The sequence below is a fragment of the Labrys sp. LIt4 genome, from assembly GCF_017813775.1.
Taxonomy (GTDB): Bacteria; Pseudomonadota; Alphaproteobacteria; order Rhizobiales; family Labraceae; genus Labrys; species Labrys okinawensis_A.
This window is the reverse complement of record NZ_JAGIPY010000012.1, coordinates 50,679-69,793: the sequence shown is the minus strand read 5'-3', so window position 1 is coordinate 69,793 and position 19,115 is coordinate 50,679. Positions and strand designations below refer to the sequence as shown.

Below are 19,115 nucleotides of genomic sequence, written 5' to 3'. Positions count from 1 at the left end.
AGAAAAGGAAAGGGGTCCGTCGTTCCGGCTCCCCGTATCGGAAGACAAGGAAGCGGCCGAAACCTCCTGGTTTCCTGTCTGGCCGCTCGCTTCGCGCGCATCGCCGCTTCGAGATCCTGCTGCCCTAAATAGGGCACGCCGAGCCTCTGCTGCAAGGCCTGGGGGCGTGGTCAAGCCGGCGGCGGCGCCATCTCCGCAAACAACCAGTCGCGAAAGGCCTTCACCTTGCGCTGGCGGATGGCGTCGGGCGGATAGACGACATAGAAGCTGGAGAGGGATTTGAGGGCGTGCTCAAAGGGGCGCACCAGGCGCCCGGCTCTGAGATCGGCTGCGACCAGCATGGTGCGGCCCAGCACCACTCCCTCACCTTGCGCGGCGGATTCGACGGCAAAGGAATAGGAATCGAAGGTGAGCCCGCCATGCGGGTCCACGCCCCCGACCCCGGCGCTGGCAAGCCAGCCGGCCCAATTGATCGGAAAACCATCATGGATCAGGGTGTGATGCCTGAGATCCTCGGGCCGGCGCAGTGGATGCTCCCCCTCCAGCAGCCTGGGGCTGCAGACGGGAAACACCTCTTCGTCGGCGAGGAATTCGGAGACGAGGCCCGGATAGCTGCCGCTGCCATAGCGGATGGCGATGTCGATGCCGTCGCCCAGGAAGTTGGTCAGCCTGCCGGTGGTCGAAACCCGCACGTCGATATCGCCATGTGCGCGATGGAAACGATAGAGGCGCGGCACCAGCCATCGCCCCGCAAACCCATCGGAGGTGCTGACGTTCAGGGTCGAGCCCGACTGGTGGGCCGTCGCCGCGGCGGTGGCCGCCCCCAATTGGTCGAGCATGTCGCGAACCGCCCGTGCATAGGGTTCGCCGACAGTGGTCAGGCGCACCGTGCGGCTCGTGCGTTCGAACAGGAGGACGCCGAGCTGGTCCTCCAGATTCTTGACCGCCCGGCTGACGGCGCCATGGGTGACGTTGAGCTCTTGCGCCGCCCTGGAGAAACTCAGATGCCGGGCGGCGGCCTCGAAACTCGGCAGGGCGTGAAGGGGAGGAAGTTTGCGCGGCATGATATCTGTGAGTCTCGATCACAGAAATATGCCGAATTTTGGTTTGTCTGTCGAGAATCTCCTGCTCACAATGGCCAGGATTTGTGATGAATCCTCACGAGGGCAGCATGGCGACCATCCACCCCTTTCTCTGGTTCAACCTGAATGCCAGGGAAGCCCGGGACTTCTATCTGTCGGTCTTCAAGAACGCCAAGGCGCTCGGCGAAACCGAATTTACCGACTGGGTCTCCGGAACGAACAGGACGGTTCCGCATGCCACCTTCGACTTCGAACTCGAAGGGCTGCGCCTGACGGCGCTGAATGCCGGCTCCATGCCTGCCTTCAATGAAAGGCTCTCTCTTTATATCGAGACCTCCGACCAGGCCGAGACCGACTATTACTACCAGGCGCTCACGGCCGATGGCGGCTCCGAAAAGCCCTGCGGCTGGCTGACGGACAAATATGGCGTCTATTGGCAGGTCATTCCGGAGGTCACGCTGCGGTTGATGGGCGACCCAGACCGCGAGAAGGCGGATCGGGTGCGGCAGGCCATGTACGGGATGACCAAGATCATCGTGGCCGATCTCGAAGCGGCCTATGCCGGCAACGCCTGAATCATCCCCATGATCGCAGACAGCAGGAAACCTCCCATGGCGGGGCTCGCGGGCCAGAAGATCATCGTCGTCGGCGGCAGTTCCGGCATCGGCCTCGGCGTCGCCAAGGCGTCACTCGAGAGCGGCGCGGAGGTGGTGATCGTCGGCCGCTCGCCCGACAAGCTGCGGGCCGCAGAGCAAAGCCTCGATGCCGGCCCGCAGGTGCGATCCGTCGTGGCCGACATGACCGAGGAGGCCGATCTTGCCCGGCTCTTCAGCGAAGCCGGCGCCTTCGATCACCTGGTATCGACAGCCGGAACGCCGCCGCCTGGAGATCCCATCGAACGCACCGACATGGCGGTGGTCCGCCGCTTCGTCGACAACAAGCTGATCGGCGCCGTCATGCTGGCCAAGCATGCCGTGACCTCCCTGAGGCGCGGCGGTTCCATGACCTTCACCTCCGGCATCAACAAGGACCGGCCGCCGGTTCCCGGAGGTGCGGTCGTTTCGGCGGTTGCCGGCTCCTTCAGTTTCTTCGCCCGCGCCCTGGCACTGGAACTGGCGCCGACGCGCGTGAACATCGTCTCGCCGGGCTGGGTGGATACGCCGATGTGGGACGAGATCGTCGGGGCGGCCAAATCGGATTTCTTCGCCGGCATGGCGGGCCGCCTGCCGGCGGGCAGGATCGCGGCGCCCGCGGATATCGCTCCCGCCTATCTCTACCTGATGTCGAGCGCCTTCACGACGGGCGAGACCATCCATATCGATGGCGGGCACAGCCTGATCTAGGGAAAATAGCGGTTTCATCGAGCCGCGTTTTTCCAGCCACCCCGTTTCGTGTTATTCTCCCATCAGGTCGGGCCGCATGGGAACGCGTTCCTGCTCGCGAGCACAAGCTCCGAATGCGACCATTTCGACCGGCAGGCCTGCAGGAAAGCTGCGACTGCGGTCTTCCCACGCGCCGATTGCCTCGATAAGATCGAGCAAATGGCAGGGAACTGGAAATGACGGTGGATATCAGGACGGTCGGGATCGTGGGCGCCGGGCAAATGGGCAGCGGCATCGCGCATGTCGCCGCCCTGGCCGGGTTGAACGTGGTGCTCAACGACGTGTCGGAAGAACGGGTCAACAATGGCCTGGCCACCGTCAACGGCAATCTCAAGCGTCAGGTTTCCAAGGGCGTCATCACCCAGGCCCAGAACGACGAAGCGCTCTCCCGCATCAAGGCCGAGCCCAATGTGGAAGGCCTGGGCGTCTGCGATCTGGTGATCGAGGCCGCAACCGAAAACGAGGCGGTCAAGGTCAAGATCTACGGCAATGTCTGTCCGCATCTGAAGCCGGAAGCGATCCTCGCCACCAACACCTCATCGATTTCGATCACTCGGCTGGCGGCGGCGACCGACCGGCCCGAGCGCTTCATCGGCATTCACTTCATGAATCCTGTGCCGGTGATGCAGCTTGTCGAGATCATCCGCGGCATTGCCACGGATGATGGCACCTTCGATTCCGCCAAGGCCTTCATCACCAAGCTCGACCGCCAGGTGGCGGTGGCCGAGGATTTCCCGGCCTTCATCGTCAACCGCATCCTGCTGCCGATGATCAACGAGGCGATCTATACGCTCTATGAGGGCGTCGGCACGGTCGAATCCATCGACATGGCGATGCGGCTCGGCGCCAATCATCCGATGGGCCCGCTGCAGCTCGCCGATTTCATCGGCCTCGATACCTGCCTGTCGATCATGCAGGTGCTGCATGAGGGCCTGGCCGATTCCAAATACCGGCCCTGCCCGTTGCTGGTGAAATATGTCGAGGCCGGCTGGCTCGGCCGCAAGGTCAAGCGTGGCTTCTACGATTATCGCGGCGAAAAGCCGGTGGCGACGCGCTGACCTCGGGCGCCATTTCCCCAATCTCAAAAGGCGCGGCTGTCCTTCCTCGCAAGGGGGAGAAGGCAACCGCGCCTTTTCTATGCCCTGGCTGCGCGGGAGGGAGAGCGCTCCTGATCGGCATATCTTCTGTTAACCCTGCTCGGCTATGAAGAAGCTCTGCCCTTTTGAGGCCAAAACTTCGGATTAGGTTCGGAGCACTTAGTGCTGATGTGGTTAATCGGACACGCCGTCCGACAATCGTGCGGCAAGACTGTGGCGGCCATACCGTGCGGCCGGACCGTATGATAGAGGGCTGCCAATGATCCCTTTTTGTGCCGGACCTTACGTTTCGGCAACCAGCGTGGAAGTTCCTGCTATGAAGCAGTCTACCCCTCTTGTTCTGGCCGCCGTTTCCGTTTTGGCCCTGGTTCTGGCCTCGCCGGCCCTGGCCCAGGACAGCACTGCGCCCACGGCCGACATTCCGGTTGCCGCGCCGGCGGCACCTGCTGCCCCGGCCGCTCCCGCCGCTGCTCCGGAAGCGCCACAGCCAGCCGCTCCGGCACCGGCCGCGCAGGCCACGCCCGAACCGGCCGCTCCCGCCCCGGCGACCGCCGCGGCTCCCGATGCTTCAGCTCCTGCGGCTCCTGCGGCTCCGACGGCTCCCGCTGCAGATAATGCTGCCCCGGCGGCGCCTGCCGCCACGCCGGCCAAGCCCAAGGTCGCCAAGAAAGCGGTTCCGGCCGGGCCTTCCTATGCCGCCTCGACGCCGGTCAAGATCCCGGCCACGCCCTGGTCCTCGATGCCGACCTTCGATGCCGGTTCGCTCGACCGTCTCAACGGCTTGTCGCAATACTATGCCCAGATCGCCCGCAATGGCGGTTTCCCGGCCGCCCCGCCTGCCGGCCTGTCCCAGGGCGCCACGGGCAGCGCCGTGCTGGCGCTGCGCCAGCGCCTGGTGATGGAGAACGACCTGCCGGAATCCGAGCGCGACAACCCCAAATGGGATGCCAGGCTGACCACCGCCGTCAGCCGCTTCCAGCAGCGCTACGGCCTGCAGGCCACCGGCAAGATCGATGAGCGCACCCGCAGCCAGATGGCGGTCTCCGTGCAGCAGCGTCTCGTCCAGATCGGCCACAACATGGAGCGCGTCGGCGCCCGCTTCATCGATTTCAATCGCCGCTACGTGGTGGTGAACATCCCCAGCGCGCAGGTCGAAGCCATCGAGAATGGCGAGGTGGCGCGCCGCTATATCGCCGTGGTCGGCCGCCCGCAGAACCCGTCTCCCGAGGTCGACGCCACCATCAGCGCCATCAATTTCAACCCGACCTGGACGGTGCCGCAATCCATCATCAAGAAGGAAATCGGCCCGCATATGGTGCGCGATCCCTCCTATCTCTCGCGCCAGAGGATGTCTGTGATCGACGGCGCGGGCCGCACCGTCGATCCCAAGACCATCGACTGGTCGAGCGGCAAGGCCGCCAACTACACCATCCGCCAGGCCTATGGCGCCGGCAATTCGCTCGGCCAGCTGCGCATCCAGATGCCGAACTCGGATTCGGTCTACATGCATGACACGCCCTCCAAGCGGCTGTTCGGCTCGGTGGACCGCTTCTTCTCGCATGGCTGCGTGCGTGTGCAGGGCGTGAACGATCTTGCCGCCTGGCTGCTCGGCCCGGGCTGGGACGCCAAGCGCGTCGGCCAGGAAATCGCCACTGGTGCCCGCAAGGACCAGGCCATTCCGGACCGCGTGCCGGTGCACTGGGTCTACATGACCGCTTATGTCACACCCGACGGCACCGCCCATTTCCGCCCGGATATCTACAATCTCGACTTCGGCTCGGCCTCGCGCATCGCCGATGCGCAGGTGGTCAACCCCTACTGATCGGGCCGAATCTCCGGATCCATGAAAAGGCCCAGCCCGTCTTCCCCTTGGGGGTGAAGACGGCCTGGGCCTTTTTTCTCGCCTATCTCAGTTCTTGTCTTCGACGGCCGCGCTTTCCGCATCCGTCTCGGAGCGGTCGAGCAGGGCGATCATTGCCTTGCGGGCGCCGTCGGCATCGCCGGCGAGGATCGGCTCGGCCACGGCCCGGTGCATCGGCACCGTATAGGGCAACAGCACGTTGCCGGCGCGCGAGACCTTGAACGACACCGCGAGCGAAGCCTCGATCGCCGGCTGGAAGGCGGCCAGCAGCACATTGTTGGTGGCGCGCACGATGGCGCGGTGGAAAGCGAGGTCCGCGTCGATGGAAAGCTGGATGTCCTCGGCATTGGCCATCGCCTCGAAGCTCTCGGCGATGGCCGCCCGCTGCTCCGGCGTGGCGCGCAGCGCGGCGAGGGCCGCCGCCTCGGGCTCGATCATGCGGCGCAGCTCGAACAGATCCTTGACGAAGCTCTTGGTGGCACCGCCCGAGGTCTGCCAGACCAGCACGTCGACGTCGAGCCGGTTCCAATTGGCATGAGGCTGCACGATGGTGCCGCGGCGCGGTGTGGAGGAAAGCAGGCCCTTGCCGGCCAGGAGCTTGATGGCCTCGCGTAGCGAGGCGCGGGAAACGTCGAGTTCGCGCGAGAGGTCGGCCTCCGTGGGCAGCGCCATGCCGACGGCCCATTCGCCGGCGACGATGCGCTGACCGATCAGCGCAGCCGCCTGACTGTGACGGGTTTGCGTTGCACCGGAGCGAGAGCGGCTTGCGCTACGTGCCATAGACGACCCCTTGTTTTCTTCGAAACAGACTTGGTCCGATCTGTCGGTATCATCGTCCGCCGAAACCCAGCGTTTCATGTTCCCCAATCTATTTGTTGCATTCCTCCTACCATACAGCCAAGCCCTAAGATTGCTCCTCTGAGCTTAGCCACAGGATAGAGTCGCAAAGAATAGAGGGGTTCGGATCTGGGCTGTGATCACGATCACCACGCGCAAACACTCCCTTGTGCCATGAAGTGACGTTGTGTCCGGCGGGGCGACACATATATGCTCGCCGCATTTGATTGATGTTTTGTCGTTAGGAGTCGACGTGCCTCGTTTCATTCCGGCCATTGCCGTTCTTGCCGCCCTGCTGGCATCGCCCGCGCGGGCCGACGACACCCTGGCCTCCCTCGATGCGGGCGGACTGGTGCTCACCAAGACCGACAAGATCGCGCTCGTCTCCGAAGACCTCTATCTCTCGATCAAGGCGGTGAAGATCAGCTACCGCTTCCGCAATCTTACCAATGCCGACTATGAGGCCCTGGTGGCCTTTCCCATGCCCGACATAACCGGCGACGGGCCGGGCGGCATCACCGACATTCCCGACCCCACCAGCGACAATTTCCTGAAATTCACCACCAAGGTAGACGGCAAGTCGGTGGAATCGCAGGTCGAGCAGCGCGCCTTCATGAAGGGCACGGACGGCAAGCCCGATGTCGAGATCACCGACAGGCTGAAAGCCCTCAAGATTCCGATGCTGCCGACCATCGAGGCGACGGAGAAGGCCATCAATGCCCTTGGCGAGGCCGATCGCAAGGCTCTGGCCGATGCCGACATCGTCTATCAGGACAGCTACAATGCCGACGACAAGGGTGAGCGCCAAGTCTATTACCCGCTCTGGACCCTGCGCTCGAAATTCTGGCGCAAACAGGTGTTCCCGGCCGGCAAGGACGTGATCGTCCAGCAGGACTATGTGCCCAGCCATGGCGGTGTCTCGTCTCTCGTATTCGGCTCGCCCGATCTCGATGCCAGGCAGCGCAAGTCCTACGAGAAGGATTTCTGCACCGATGCGGCCTTCACCAAGGCGGCCGCTGCCTTGTACAAGCGCGCTTCGGCGGATGAGGGCAAGACCTTCGTCAGCTACGAGCAATATCTGGCCTATATCATCACTTCCGGCGGCAACTGGGCCGGCCCGATCGGCGATTTCCGCCTGGTGGTCGACAAGGGCGATCCCAAGACGCTGGTGTCCTTCTGCGGCGACGGCGTGAAGAAGATCGGTCCGACCACGTTCGAGATGGTGGTGAAGAACTACGTGCCCAAGACCGACATCAAGGTGCTGCTGCTGGTGAGCGAGGAGAGAAAGTGAGGTGACCTGGTCGCTGCGGGCGCCAAGGAGGGCGCGTTGCTGACCTGATCCAGCCTCCTTTCTTCAATGGCGGCAAAGCAAATAGTGTGCATCGCAACCTTCCGGTTGGGTTCGGACAGCTGATTTCAGGCAGCTGCCTCACGCCTTGCCGCATCTCTGCGCTGCAACTGCTTAACCAGGTCGGCTGACTGGGAAACCCAGCCCAGCCGGGCCGCGATCACCTTCTGCGACGCGACATGAAATTCCTCGCCGAGGGCCTCGCCCATGCAGTCGGCAAGCAGCACGGCGGTGTAGTCCCTGAAACTTGCATCCCGAAGCGTGGATTCCACGCAGACACTCGTGGTCGTCCCCGCAAGGAACAGCGTGTCGATACCGAGTGCCCTCAATTGCTCGTCGAGATCGGTGGCATAGAAGCCGCTGAAGCGGTTCTTGTAGACCACGAGGTCGGCGGGTTCTGGCTTCAACTCGTCTACCACCCCGGTGTTCCAGGTGTTGCGAATATGGATCCTGCCCTTCGATCCGTCCGGAGCCAAAATCTCCTTGCCGATGTTCAGATCCTTGTTCAGCAGCCAATTCCTGCTGCGCGGGCCGCCGGCGTCGGACAAATCGGGCAGAAAACCATGGACCAGATAGACGACATGCATGCCGGCACGCCTAGCGCCGGCCAGCAGACGCGCGATGGGAGCGATGGTGTCGCGGGCAAGGCCGATATCATGGCCTGCCAGATCGAACATGCCGCCCTTGCTGCAGAAATCATTCTGCATGTCGACGACGATGACGGCACTTTTCGCCGGCTCGAAGCAAATCGCCGCCGGCGTGGCATCGAGGTGAATTGAGGAACTGGAAACGGACATGTGCGGATAGCCCTTCGATGTTTGCCCGCCACCTGGCGGATGATCCTGGGGGACATCTAGCGACGGCCTCCTGACGCGCGGAAGGCCGCTGGCTCGAACACGGTGTTCGCGCAGATGAGACAATCGCCGGGCCGTACGCGGATCGGAAAGAACGCTGCGATGCCGGCCGCTCCGCGCGCTGCTTCGTGTTTGCGCTTGTCGAACGGCGCTTGCCGCATTAGGCCGTGTTGACCGGCACGGTGGCCTTGCCAGCGCGCCTCCCATCACGCTTCAGCTCCGTCCCGCCATGCCCGAACTCAGTTCCTTCCGTCGCATCGTCGTCAAGATCGGCTCCTCCCTGCTGGTCGACCAGGCCAAGGGGAAGTTGCGCCGCGACTGGCTGGCTTCCCTGGTCGCCGATCTCGCCCGTCACACCCAACGCGGTGCCGAGGTGATCGTGGTCTCCTCAGGCGCCATCGCCTTGGGGCGCACGCTCCTGCACCTGCCCAAGGGCCCGTTGGCGCTGGAATCGAGCCAGGCGGCGGCGGCCGTCGGCCAGGTCGGCCTGGCGCAGGCCTGGGCCGAGACCTTGAGCGCGCAGGGCCTGACGGCGGCCCAGATCCTGGTCACGCTCGGCGATACCGAGGAGCGCAAGCGCTATCTCAACGCCCGGCGCACCATCGACAAGCTCCTGGAAATGAACTGCGTGCCGGTGGTGAACGAGAACGACACCGTCGCCACCACCGAGATCCGCTATGGCGATAATGACCGGCTGGCGGCCCGCGTCGCCACCATGGCCGGGGCGGATTGCCTGGTGTTGCTCTCCGACATCGATGGCCTCTATACCGCCCCGCCGCATCTCGATCCCGCCGCCACCCTGATCCCGGTGGTGCAACGTATCACCGCCGCGATCGAGGGCGTGGCCGGGGATGCCGGCTCCGAGCTCTCGCGCGGGGGCATGCGCACCAAGGTCGAGGCGGCCAAGATCGCGGTCGGCGGCGGCACCACCATGGTGATCGCCTCGGGCAAGGTGGATTCGCCCCTGCTGCGCATCGAGGAAGGCGGGCCCTGCACCTGGTTCCTCACCCCTTCCAATCCGGTCACCGCCCGCAAGAAGTGGATCGTCGGCCATCTCGAACCGCGGGGCACGCTGCATGTGGATGCCGGCGCCGCCAAGGCGCTACGCGGGGGCGCCAGCCTGCTGCCGGCCGGGGTGAAGCGGGTGGAGGGCACTTTCTCGCAGGGGGACGCGGTGATCATCCGCGATCCCTCCGGCGCCGAGATCGGCCGCGGCCTGGTGGCTTACGACATTGGCGAGGCGGCGCAGATCGCCGGCAAGAAGAGCCGCAGCATCGAGGATATTCTCGGCTGGGCCGGCCCCAGCGAGATGATCCATCGTGACGATATGGCCCTTTTCAGTCGCTTCGAGGATCTCAGCGCTGTGACGGTGGAATAGGGTGATGATCTCGCACACCTTTCTCGGCGTCGGTGACTTCGACACGGCCTTCCGTTTTTACGAGGCCGTATTCGGCGAACTCGGGCTGGTGCTGCGCTTTCGAGAGGACGAACGGCCGTGGGCGGGTTGGGTCAGGCCTGATGTTCCACGCCCGATCTTCCTGATCGGCCGGCCCTTCGACGGGCAGGCGCCGGCGCCCGGCAATGGCCCGATGGTCGCTCTTTTGGCAGCCGACCGGCTCGCCGTGGGTCGGGCCTGGCAAGTGGCCCTTAACCATGGCGGCACGGATGAGGGTGCGCCCGGACTGCGGCCCGAGTATCATGCCAATTATTACGGCGTCTATTTCCGCGATCCCGATGGCAACAAGCTTTGCGTGTGCTGCCATGATGCGTTCGAGGCGAAATAGGCCCCCCACTCGCTCAAGGACTTCCGATGCTCCGCCTGTGCACGCTCTTTGCCCCGCTCGCCATGCTGGGCGCCTGCTCCACCACGCCGCCGAAGGTGGAGTCGGTGACGCGCGCCTTGGAGCGGCCCATCGTGGCTTGCCGCACCCAGCAGCATGTCGGCACTCTGCATGCCTCCGGTGAGCAATTCCAGCGCGAGTTCGACAACCACATGGCCGATGGGCGCTGCCGCCGCTTCACGGCCGGGCAGAAGGTGCGCGACCGCACCAAGACCAGTTTCGTCGATCCAGGCAACGGCGTACGCTATTATATCTATCAGGGCGGCTGAGGCCCCGGGGGAGGCGCGGACATCTTCCCCCTTGGAAGAAGTGGCCGACCGCCGCGCTTCAGACGCGACACTGGCAGGAAGCAGGGTGCAGGCGAGGATGCCTGCATTCCATTACCCCTTGTTCGCCACCGCCACGCCGAGCGCCGCGATGGCGAGGCCGGCGATCTGGATGGGGGTGAGGGCTTCGCCGAACATGCCCCAGGCCATCAGGGCGGAAACGCCCGGCACCAGATAGAGCAGGGCCGCGACCTGGGCCACCGCGCCGCGCTTGATCAGCACCATCAGTAGCAGGATGGCACCGATCGACATGCCGAAGACAGACCAGGCAAGGCCCGTCCAGGCCGCGGCGGAGCTCCAGTCGAACTGGCCGCTCTCGGTGAGAAGGCCGCCGACGACGATAGGCACCATGGCGCCGGCATATTGCACGGCGGTGTTGGTGGCGAGGTCGGCACTGCGCCCGCGCCGTTTCTGCCAGATGGTGCCGAGCGTGATCGCCACCATGCCCGCCAGGCAGACCAGAAGAGGCACAAGCGGAATGCCGCCATCCCCGGTTGCGCCGAGTTTGGGAATGAGGGTCAGTCCGGCGCCCGCCGCACCGATGACGATGCCGAGCGCGCGCCGGCGCGAGACTTCCTCCCCGAGCAGCGGTCTGGACAACAGGCCGGTGAGCAGGGGCTGCAAGCCGGCGATGAGAGCCGATATGCCCGAGGGCAGGCCATGTGAGACGGCCCAGAACACACCGCCGAGATAGAGGCCGTGGATCAGCAGGCCGGCCACGAGTGCGTCCAGCCACGCCCTGCCGTTCTGGGGCCAGGAAGCGCCGCTCCACAGCGCATAGAGCCCGAGCAGCAGGCCCGCTGCAACGAAACGCAGGCCGAGAAAGGTCAGCGGCTCGGCATGGGGGGCCACCAGCCGCGCCGTGACGAAGCCCGTCGACCACAGGGGCACGAACAGGGCCGCCAGCACGGAGGAGGGCAGAGCGGGGCGGTGAATGGCGGAATCGGCGCTGGACATGGCTGCTCTGGAACGCTTCCCGGAAAAGCCGACAGACTTTTCGATCAAGAAAACGCATCAAACAATGAGTTGGAGCAAAGTGCGTTTCGGAGAAATCGCACCTTGCTCTAAAAACAAAAGCCGCCGTCCGGTTGCCCGAACGGCGGCTTTCAAACCTCAAAACCTCAGGCCGCCTTCTTCTTGGCCGGGAGCAGCTTGCGGTTGATCAGCACCTCGGCGATCTGGATGGCGTTGAGCGCCGCGCCCTTGCGCAGATTGTCCGAGACAACCCACATGTCCAGGCCGTTCTCCACCGTTATGTCCTCGCGGATGCGGGAGATGTAGGTGGCGTCCTCGCCGGAAGCCTCGTAGGGCGTGATGTAGCCGCCGGGCTCGCGCTTGTCGATCACCAGGCAGCCCGGCGCCGAGCGCAGGATCTCGCGGGCCTCGTCGGCCGTTACCGGCTTCTCGAACTCGATGTTCACGGCTTCCGAATGGGAGATGAACACCGGCACGCGCACGCAGGTCGCGGTCAGCTTGATCTTGGGGTCGAGGATCTTCTTGGTCTCGGCCACCATCTTCCATTCTTCCTTCGTGTACCCGTCTTCCATGAAGACATCGATGTGCGGGATCACGTTGAAGGCGATGCGCTTGGAGAACTTCTTCGGCTCGACCGTGTCGTTGACATACACAGCCTTGGTCTGGGCGAAGAGCTCGTCGAGGCCTTCCTTGCCTGCGCCGGAGACCGACTGGTAGGTCGCGACGACGACACGCTTGATGCCGAAGCGATCATGCAGCGGCTTCAGCGCCACCACGAGCTGGGCGGTGGAGCAGTTGGGGTTGGCGATGATGTTCTTCTTCGAGAAGCCCGCGACCGCATCGGCGTTCACTTCCGGAACGATCAGCGGCACGTCGGCGTCGTAGCGCCAGGCCGAGGAATTGTCGATGACGACGCAGCCCTGCGCGCCGATCTTCGGCGACCATTCCTTGGATACGTCACCGCCGGCCGACATCAGCGCGATGTCGGTGTCGGAGAAGTCATAAGTGGCCAAGTCCCGCGTTTTCAGCGTTTTGTCGCCATACGAAACTTCCGTGCCCAGGCTGCGGCGCGAAGCCAGCGCAACCACTTCATCGGCGGGGAACGCCCGCTCGGCCAGAATGTTCAGCATCTCGCGGCCCACATTGCCTGTGGCGCCCACGACGGCGACCTTGTAACCCACTGTCTTAAGTCCTTCTCCGTGAATTGTCGGATGTACAACCGGTTCCCATATGGGGACGGCGCGCTGGAATATCATTGTGCGCCGCCGCATGCAATTGAACGTTTAGTGTTCCGGTTTGGTGGTTCGCAGCAAGATTGCACCAAAGACGGCCGAAAGGATGGAGCCCAGCAGCACGCCGATCTTGGTCTCGTCGAGCAGGACCGGCGCGTTCGCATAGGCGAGGCCGCCGATGAACAGGCTCATGGTGAAGCCGATGCCGCAGAGCAGCGCCACGCCGTAGAGATGGCCCCAATTGGCATTGGCCGGCAGTTCGGCCCAATCGGCCTTGATGGCGAGGGCCGCGAAGGCGAAGACGCCGATCTGCTTGCCGACGAACAGGCCGAGGGTCACCCCGAGGGTGACGGGATCGGCCAGCTTGTCGAGAGACATGCCGGCCAGCGACACACCGGCATTGGCAAATCCGAAGATCGGCACGATCAGATAGGTTACCCAGGGGTGCAGTCCATGCTCCAGCCTGTGCAGCGGCGTGTTGTCATGGTCGTGCCCGCCCCTGCGGCGCAGCGGAATGGTGAAGGCGAGCGCCACGCCGGCCAGGGTGGCATGGACGCCGGACAGATAGGTCAGCACCCACAACACGGCGCCGAGCCCCAGATAGGCCGGCAGGAAGGTGACGCCGCGGCGGTTCATGATGGAGAGCACCACCAGGACGACGAAGGCGCCGTTGAGCATCCAGATGTTCAGCGAGGCGGTGTAGAACAGGGCGATGATCACCACCGCGCCGAGATCGTCGATGATGGCGAGCGCGGTGAGGAAGACTTTGAGCGAGCCCGGCACGCGCGGGCCGAGCAGGGCCAGCACGCCGAGAGCAAAGGCGATGTCGGTGGCCGAGGGGATGGCCCAGCCCTGCAGCGTGCCCTCGGCCCGCCAGTTGATCGCCACGAAGATCAGGGCGGGCACCACCATGCCGCCGACCGCCGCGATGCCGGGCAAGGCCCGGCGCGGCCAGCTCGATAGTTGCCCGTCCAGCACCTCGCGCTTGATCTCCAGCCCCACCAGCAGGAAGAACAGGGCCATCAGCCCGTCATTGACCCAGTGCAGCAGGCTGAGGCCGCCGACATAGAGATGGAGGGTATGGAAATAGGCCTCGCCCAGCGGCGAATTGGCCACGATCAAGGCGAGCGCCGCCACCGCCATCAGGATGATGCCGCCGGCAGCCTCGGTCGCGAGGAAGTTCCTGAGGAAGGATCGGCGGCGGGTATGAGGCATGAATCGGGGTCCTTGCAGTTCGGGAAACCCGTCTCAGGCTGCGCATTTCCCAGGGATCGTCGCGGTGTTCGGGGAAACTAGAAAAAACGGCCCGGAATTGACAGCGTTTTCGGGCGATGGCCGCGCGAGTCCTGTGAGGCTCGGCGCCAAGCCTGGTGCTCGGCCGATCCGTAGGGAACAGCACCCCCGCCCCGTCATTTTTGCAACAAAATCCAGCCATTTTGGCAGGGCCCAATTGCCGCAACGTAAAATTGCGGCCGCGAATGCCTTCACCGGCGCGCCGGCCTTGAAATGGGAATGCTCTGAAATGGATCTGACCAGACGTGCCGCCCTGCAACTGGCCGGAACGGCCTGTGCCGGCCTGGCGACCGGATGGAGCGGGATGGGAAAGGCCCTGGCGGCGAGCGATGCCTTCGGCCCGGAGACGGTGATCGCCAGGGCGCGCGAACTGGCGGGCAAGCCCTATGTCGGCCCCGGAGAGACCTTGCCGGAGAGCCTGAGCCAGCTCTCCTATGACGATTTTCGTCGCATTAATTTCCGCACCGACCGTACCTTGCTGCGCGACAATGGCTCGAATTTCGGCCTGCAGCTCTTCCATCGCGGCAGTATCTTCAAGCATCAGGCCCGGGTGAATCTGGTGACGGACGGCCAGGTCAAGCCGCTGTTCTATTCGCCCGATCTGTTCGATTTCGGCGATCGGGGCGCACCGCAGGGCCTGCCGACCTCGCTCGGCTTTGCCGGCATCCGCCTGCTCTATCCGCTCAACCACAGTGGCAAGATGGACGAACTCGCCGCCTTTCTCGGCGCCAGCTATTTCCGCTTCCTCGGCAAGGGCCAGCATTACGGCCTCTCCGCGCGCGGCCTTGCGCTCGGCTCGGGCCGCCCCGGCGAGGAGTTCCCGGATTTCGTCGAGTTCTGGGTGGAGACGCCGCAGCCGGGCAAGGGCAGCATCGCCGTGCACGCGTTGCTGGACGGGCCTTCGGTCACCGGTGCCTATCGCTTTATCTTCGAGCCGGGCGAGGGCGACGACGTCGAGGTCCAGGCCACGCTCTTCGCGCGCAAGGACCTCAAGGAGATGGGCCTGGCGCCGCTGACCTCGATGTTCCTCTATGGCGAGAACACGCTGAACCGTCCGCGTGACTTCCGCCCCGAAGTGCATGATTCCGACGGCCTTGCCGTCCAGTCCGAGAACGGGGAATGGTTGTGGCGGCCGCTGCGAAACCCGACCCGCAACTCCGTCGCCAATTTCTTTTCCAAGGACATCAAGGGCTTCGGCCTGATTCAGCGCGACCGCGCCTTCGGCAGCTATCAGGATCTGGAGGCGCTCTACGACAAGCGCCCGGGTTATTGGGTGGAGATGAAGAGCCGGCTCGGCCAGGGACGCGTGGTGCTGGTGGAACTGCATTCGAACGCCGAGACCGACGACAACATCGTCGCCTCCTGGGTGCCGGACGTGCAGCCCAAGGCCGGCAGCGAGACGCAGATTTCCTATGTCATCCACGCGGTCTCGGGTCCGCAGCATCAGGGCGGCCAGGTCTACGCCACCTTCGAGACCCACAACGCAGCCGCCACCACGGCGGGCAAGCCGAGCGTCACCCGTTTCCTGATCGATTTCGTCGGCGACCGGCTGAAGGAGGTCGCCCTCGACGTCGGCAAGATCGAACTGGTGATCTGGGGCTCCGGCGGCACGGTGTCGGCGCCCTCGGTGGTGGCCAATCCCGCCATCAACGGGGTGAGGGCGAGCTTCGACGCCGAACCGCCTCCCGGCGAAGATATCGATTTGCGCGCCTTCCTGCGCCTGGGCTCGGAGACGCTGACCGAGACCTGGACCTATCGGCTCGATTCGGCGCAGCCGGTGTAGGAAATTGGAGCGCGGACATCACACAGCGACATGCTTGTCTGTCGCTGTGATGTCCGCGCCCATGGGAAGCGTGCCAAATTTACGCCACATAAACCATCCCCGTAACTTCCGGCTCCGAAGCGGGAAGGGCAGGCTCCTATCCCGGGTGCGCGGACGTCCCGTTCGTCTCTTGGAAACGCGGCGGAAGCCTGGAAAACAACAGAAAACACCGCCACACCCTCCGAAATTGGCGCTCCCCTGCCATAAACCGGCCCTTAACCCGCCTTGCCTAGCGTGAGCCTGGGCTATTGGTGTTGCGTTCCCGTCAGATTTCCGAAAGGACGTCTCGATCCGATCCGGATTGCCGCACCTTGCAACTTTGAGGTTACGGCAATGCGGACCATGCGACGCGGCTTTGCACAAAGCTACGCTCTTCCCGACGAACTGAAGAGCATGCTGACGCGCAGGCTGAACGAACTGCTCGGCATGGCGCTGATCGGAGCGACCGGCCTGGCTGCGATCGCGCTGGCGACATGGTCGGTGCAGGATGCCAGCTACAACCATGTCGGCGGCGCCCTCCCGATCCGCAACTGGCTCGGCTTTTCCGGTGCCGTCACCGCCGATTTCCTCACCCAGATGTTCGGCATCGCCTCGATCGCGCTGCTGGCGCCGCTCGCCTTTCTCGGCTGGCGCCTGTTGGCGCACAAAGCCTTCGATTCCCAGCGCATGCGCCTGATCTGCCTTGTGGTCGGCGTGCTGCTGGCGGCCGGCTGCTTTTCGGGCCTGCCTGCCACCTCGAGCTGGCCGCTGCCCACGGGCCTGGGCGGCGCTAGCGGCGACTGGGTGTTCTATCTGTTCACGCCTTTGTTCTTCGCCGGCAAATCGATGATCGGCCAGTTCGTGCTGACCCTGGTGCTCGGCTTTGCCGCCTTTTTCAGCCTGGCGATCGCCGCCGGCTTCTTCTTCCAGTATCGCGAGGAGGAGCGCCCGGCGCCGGAGATGCCGATGCGCATCCGCGGCCAGCCGCGCCGCGTCCGTGAGGAGGAAGAGGAGGAGGACGAGCGTTCCGCCGTGCTCGGCGCCCTGATGCATTGGGGCCTGATGGCCAAGAGCGCGCTCTTCCGCAAGCGCGTCAAGGTCACGCCGAGCCGACAAGACTATCAGAGGATCGACCGCCAAAGGCTGGATCGCGACGGCCGCGAGCCGCCGATGCACACACCCGGCGGCATCTCGGACCTCTTCGCCCGCGTCAAGGCGGCCGCCCATCTCCTCGCCCGTCCGGTGGCTGCGCGGGCCGAACCCGAACCCCCTCGCCGCGAACCGGCCTTCACGCCGCGCACCGCCCCGCGCGCCGATGCCCGGCGCCCGCATGAGGCCGTTTCGCTGGACGGCGAGGAATTGCCGGAAGCGATCGATCAATATTCCGGCAGCCAGCCGGCCTATGCGCCCTATGACGACGAGGATGAGCTGCCACCGATGCCGCCGCCGCGCCGGCCACTGATCAGTGCCGAAGAAGCCGCGCGCCGCGTCGAGCCCGCCATCACCACCACCCGGGTGGCCCAGCCGAGCGCGGCGGTGAAGCCGGGCAAACGGCTCCAGCGCGAGAGCGAGCCGGATTTTCCCTTCGAGCACCGCTACGAATTGCCGCCGCTTTCCCTCCTGGCCGAACCGCGCAAGCAGACCGGCGTCGGCGTCTCCCAGGAGGCGCTCGAACAGAATGCCCGCCTGCTCGAAGGTGTGCTGGAGGATTTCGGCGTGCGCGGCGAGATCATCAATGTCCGCCCCGGCCCGGTGGTGACCCTTTATGAGCTCGAGCCGGCCGCCGGCATCAAGGCTGCGCGCGTCATCGGCCTCGCCGACGACATCGCCCGCTCGATGTCGGCGCTGTCGGCCCGCGTCGCCGTGGTACCCGGACGCAACGTCATCGGCATCGAGCTGCCCAATTCCAAGCGTGAGATGGTGTATTTCCGCGAGCTTCTGGCTTCGGAGGATTTCGAGAAGTCGAAGTTCAAGCTGGCGCTCGCCTTGGGCAAGACCATCGGCGGCGAGCCGGTGATGGCCCAGCTCGAGAAGATGCCGCATCTGCTCGTCGCCGGCACCACCGGCTCAGGCAAGTCGGTCGCCATCAACACCATGATCCTGTCGCTGCTCTACCGGCTGAAGCCGGAGGAATGCCGCATGATCATGGTCGATCCGAAGATGCTCGAACTCTCCATCTATGACGGCATCCCCCACCTGCTGGCGCCCGTCGTCACCGACATGAAGAAGGTGGTGCTCGCGCTCAAATGGGCGGTGCGCGAGATGGAGGAGCGCTACAAGAAGATGGCCAAGCTCGGCGTGCGCAACATCGACGGCTACAACCAGCGTGCCGCCGAGGCCAAGGCCAAGGGCGAAACGGTGATGCGCACCGTGCAGACCGGCTTCGACAAGGAGACCGGCCAGGCCCTCTACGAGCAGGAGGAGATGGATCTTTCGCCGGTGCCCTACATCGTCATCATCGTCGACGAAATGGCCGACCTGATGATCCAGGAAGGCAAGAACGTCGAAGGGCCGATCCAGCGCCTGGCACAGATGGCGCGTGCCGCCGGCATCCACCTGATCATGGCGACGCAGCGTCCTTCGGTCGACGTCATCACCGGCACGATCAAGGCCAACTTCCCCACCCGCATCTCCTTCCAACTCACCACCAAGATCGACAGCCGCACCATCCTGGGCGAGCAGGGCGCCGAGCAACTGCTCGGCCAGGGCGACATGCTGCATATGGCCGGCGGCGGGCGCATCTCGCGCGTGCACGGCCCCTTCGTCTCCGACGAGGAGGTGGAGAAGGTAGTCACCCATCTCAAAGCCCAGGGCCGGCCCGATTATCTCGACGCCATCACGGCGGACGAGGACGACGGCGGCGACGACGAAGCCGCCGACGGCGCCGTGTTCGACAAGACGGCGATGGGCTCGGAGGATGGCGGGGACCTCTACGACCAGGCCCTCAAGGTGGTGATGCGCGACAAGAAGTGCTCAACCTCCTACATCCAGCGCCGCCTGCAGATCGGCTACAACCGCGCCGCCTCTCTGGTGGAGCGCATGGAGAAGGAAGGCATCGTCGGCCCGGCCAACCATGCGGGCAAGCGCGAGATCCTGGTCTACAGCCGCGACGTCAGGAATGGCGAGGAGGAAAGCCAGGAGGACGACGAATAAAGGCTTCGGCCCCGGGGGGCGGACGTCCCGTCC

The 19,115-nt window shown here is 64.6% G+C and carries 16 protein-coding genes; 10 read left to right on the top strand and 6 right to left on the bottom strand.

Annotated features, from left to right (window positions below):
* Positions 1-170: 170 nt before the first annotated feature.
* Positions 171-1,064, bottom strand: coding sequence for a transcriptional regulator GcvA (gene gcvA / locus J8I29_RS21005; RefSeq protein ID WP_209433140.1), 894 nt, complete (start codon positions 1,062-1,064; stop codon positions 171-173).
* Between the two features lie 86 nt (positions 1,065-1,150).
* Between gcvA and J8I29_RS21000 the strand changes: the two genes are divergently transcribed.
* From J8I29_RS21000 to J8I29_RS20985, 4 genes are all read left to right on the top strand, one after another.
* Positions 1,151-1,657 carry a VOC family protein gene (locus J8I29_RS21000; protein ID WP_245197221.1) on the top strand — a complete coding sequence of 169 codons (507 nt, stop codon included), beginning with the start codon at positions 1,151-1,153 and terminating at the stop codon, positions 1,655-1,657.
* A 36-nt stretch (positions 1,658-1,693) separates the two neighbouring features.
* Complete coding sequence (locus tag J8I29_RS20995; protein ID WP_209433139.1) at positions 1,694-2,425, top strand: SDR family oxidoreductase; 732 nt, start codon at positions 1,694-1,696, stop codon at positions 2,423-2,425.
* Positions 2,426-2,640: 215 nt separating this feature from the next.
* Positions 2,641-3,522, top strand: coding sequence for a 3-hydroxybutyryl-CoA dehydrogenase (locus J8I29_RS20990; RefSeq protein WP_105864099.1), 882 nt, complete (start codon positions 2,641-2,643; stop codon positions 3,520-3,522).
* 355 nt (positions 3,523-3,877) lie between these two features.
* Positions 3,878-5,383 carry a L,D-transpeptidase family protein gene (locus J8I29_RS20985; protein WP_209433138.1) on the top strand — a complete coding sequence of 502 codons (1,506 nt, stop codon included), beginning with the start codon at positions 3,878-3,880 and terminating at the stop codon, positions 5,381-5,383.
* 87 nt (positions 5,384-5,470) lie between these two features.
* On the opposite strand, the gene J8I29_RS20980 is transcribed toward J8I29_RS20985, so the two are convergent.
* Positions 5,471-6,202 carry a FadR/GntR family transcriptional regulator gene (locus J8I29_RS20980; RefSeq protein ID WP_181161281.1) on the bottom strand — a complete coding sequence of 244 codons (732 nt, stop codon included), beginning with the start codon at positions 6,200-6,202 and terminating at the stop codon, positions 5,471-5,473.
* Between the two features lie 310 nt (positions 6,203-6,512).
* Between J8I29_RS20980 and J8I29_RS20975 the strand changes: the two genes are divergently transcribed.
* The gene (locus J8I29_RS20975) at positions 6,513-7,550 is read left to right on the top strand and encodes a DUF4424 domain-containing protein (RefSeq protein WP_348536107.1); all 1,038 of its coding nucleotides are present in this window, start codon (positions 6,513-6,515) and stop codon (positions 7,548-7,550) included.
* 125 nt (positions 7,551-7,675) lie between these two features.
* Here the strand turns inward: J8I29_RS20975 and J8I29_RS20970 are convergent, their stop codons facing one another.
* Positions 7,676-8,404 carry an isochorismatase family cysteine hydrolase gene (locus J8I29_RS20970; RefSeq protein ID WP_209433137.1) on the bottom strand — a complete coding sequence of 243 codons (729 nt, stop codon included), beginning with the start codon at positions 8,402-8,404 and terminating at the stop codon, positions 7,676-7,678.
* A 286-nt stretch (positions 8,405-8,690) separates the two neighbouring features.
* On the opposite strand from J8I29_RS20970, the gene proB reads away from it, so the two are divergent.
* Genes proB through J8I29_RS20955 form a run of 3 tightly spaced genes read left to right on the top strand, consistent with a single transcriptional unit; the run spans position 8,691 to position 10,571 of the window.
* On the top strand, positions 8,691-9,839 hold the full coding sequence (gene proB, locus J8I29_RS20965; protein ID WP_209433136.1) for a glutamate 5-kinase: 1,149 nt from the start codon (positions 8,691-8,693) through the stop codon (positions 9,837-9,839).
* 4 nt (positions 9,840-9,843) lie between these two features.
* Positions 9,844-10,245 (top strand): VOC family protein, encoded by a 402-nt coding sequence (locus J8I29_RS20960; protein ID WP_209433135.1) that lies wholly within the window; start codon positions 9,844-9,846, stop codon positions 10,243-10,245.
* A gap of 26 nt (positions 10,246-10,271) precedes the next feature.
* Positions 10,272-10,571 (top strand): hypothetical protein, encoded by a 300-nt coding sequence (locus J8I29_RS20955; protein WP_105864106.1) that lies wholly within the window; start codon positions 10,272-10,274, stop codon positions 10,569-10,571.
* 111 nt (positions 10,572-10,682) lie between these two features.
* Here the strand turns inward: J8I29_RS20955 and J8I29_RS20950 are convergent, their stop codons facing one another.
* The 3 genes from J8I29_RS20950 to nhaA all read right to left on the bottom strand — a co-directional run bounded on the left by J8I29_RS20950 (position 10,683) and on the right by nhaA (position 14,050).
* A complete protein-coding gene (locus J8I29_RS20950) occupies positions 10,683-11,585 on the bottom strand; it encodes a DMT family transporter (RefSeq protein ID WP_209433134.1) in 903 nt (300 codons plus the stop codon).
* 164 nt (positions 11,586-11,749) lie between these two features.
* The gene (locus J8I29_RS20945; protein ID WP_105864108.1) at positions 11,750-12,784 is read right to left on the bottom strand and encodes an aspartate-semialdehyde dehydrogenase; all 1,035 of its coding nucleotides are present in this window, start codon (positions 12,782-12,784) and stop codon (positions 11,750-11,752) included.
* 102 nt (positions 12,785-12,886) lie between these two features.
* Positions 12,887-14,050 carry a Na+/H+ antiporter NhaA gene (gene nhaA / locus J8I29_RS20940; RefSeq protein WP_209433133.1) on the bottom strand — a complete coding sequence of 388 codons (1,164 nt, stop codon included), beginning with the start codon at positions 14,048-14,050 and terminating at the stop codon, positions 12,887-12,889.
* Between the two features lie 307 nt (positions 14,051-14,357).
* Between nhaA and J8I29_RS20935 the strand changes: the two genes are divergently transcribed.
* Positions 14,358-15,911, top strand: coding sequence for a glucan biosynthesis protein G (locus J8I29_RS20935; protein ID WP_209433132.1), 1,554 nt, complete (start codon positions 14,358-14,360; stop codon positions 15,909-15,911).
* Positions 15,912-16,283: 372 nt separating this feature from the next.
* Positions 16,284-19,082, top strand: coding sequence for a DNA translocase FtsK (locus tag J8I29_RS20930; RefSeq protein ID WP_245197218.1), 2,799 nt, complete (start codon positions 16,284-16,286; stop codon positions 19,080-19,082).
* Positions 19,083-19,115: the final 33 nt, after the last annotated feature.